Genomic DNA, 1,337 nt, shown 5'->3' on the forward strand with positions numbered 1-1,337 from the left:
GTCCCAGACATAGATGACGGTGGTGTCCTTGCCCTCGGACATCGTCGAGAAATAGCCTTTCAGCACATGCGTCGCCGTCTGGTCGGTGCTGCCGACAAGCGTCAAGCCGCGTTGCTTGGCGCGGGTCTGCAGTTCCGCCGTCAACGGTGCCGCCGCGTCCACCGATGCGCCGACGATCGGCGCCACCTGCAACCGTGTCTTGGCCAGGGCAGCGGTCTGGGCCGATGTCCTGGGTGACGCTGTGATGGAAGGCGCGGGAGAAGGGGCAGGCGCGGTCGTGGTCGGGGTTGTGGCCGTCGTCGATGTGCCCTGCGGGGCGGCCGAGGACTGGGCCGAGCTCGCCGGCGGAGTGATGGCCGAAGGTTCGAGCACGTCCTTGGCGTTGGTGCAGGCGCCGAGCGCCAGCGCTGCAAGCAATGACACGGTCGTCATCCGCGATCGTCTCATTTGCTTGAAAACTCCCTAGTGGCGAACGCCCCCGCGTGAACCAACCATTATGGATTCACTGCACGATCAAGTCGAGATCATGGCGCGACAGCGGCTTCGGCGCCGATTCCGTGGTGAGGTAGGTGCGGCCGAGCGTCATGGCCGTCTCGGTCTCGGAGTCCATGATGATCATATGCGCGAATAGCGTCATATTGGGCGCGATCGGCTCCGGATTGCCTTGGTAGAACATCGGCATGTCCATCCAGGATGGCGTGAAGCGGGCGCCGACCGAGTAGCCGCAGGCGTTCAGCCGGTGCTTGGTCAGATTGTGCGCTTCGAGCGTGCGGGCATGCGCGTCGAAGACATCGCCGAAGGTGTTGCCCGGCGTCAGCGCCTTTTCGACCGCGAGCAGCGCGGCTCGGGAAGCGTCGAACAATTCCTGATGGCGCTTCGACACCTTGCCCGTCAAAATGGTGCGCATCATTGGGGCATGATAGTGGTGGAACACGCCGGCCCATTCAAGCGTCAGCTGGTCGTTCTTGGTAAGCTTGCGGCGGCCGGCCTTGTAGCGGCAGAGCAGGGCATCGGCGCCTGAGCCGATGATGTATTCGTTGGCCGGATAGTCGCCGCCGCCGGCAAAGACAGCGCCCTGCATGGCGGCGAGGATCAGCCCTTCGTCACCACCCTGCTTGATCAGCGGCAGGGCGGCATCGAGCGCGTCGTCGGAAAGATTGGCGGCCTTTTCCGCCTTGGCGATCTCGGCCGGGCTCTTGAACAGGCGCAGCCGGCCGACGATGCCTCCGGCATCGTCGGCCGGCTGCGCCTGTTCAAGAGCCCGGCCGACGATGCCGGAGGCATCGGCGATCTGGCCGAAGGTCTGCAACTGCTCGTCTAGGCGGCGGCCGTTATAG

General features: G+C 64.8%; 2 protein-coding genes. Both read right to left on the minus strand.

Annotated features, from left to right (window positions below; all coding sequences use genetic code 11):
* The coding region (locus EOA24_RS38110) for a hypothetical protein (protein WP_127410836.1) at nt 1-447 on the minus strand (447 nt) is incomplete at its 3' end.
* A 55-nt stretch (nt 448-502) separates the two neighbouring features.
* Nucleotides 503-1,337, minus strand: an 835-nt coding sequence (locus EOA24_RS38115; RefSeq protein WP_133374917.1) for a Xaa-Pro peptidase family protein, incomplete at its 5' end; no start/stop codon positions are given.

It is taken from the genome of Mesorhizobium sp. M2A.F.Ca.ET.039.01.1.1 (assembly GCF_003998035.1).
GTDB lineage: Bacteria > Pseudomonadota > Alphaproteobacteria > Rhizobiales > Rhizobiaceae > Mesorhizobium.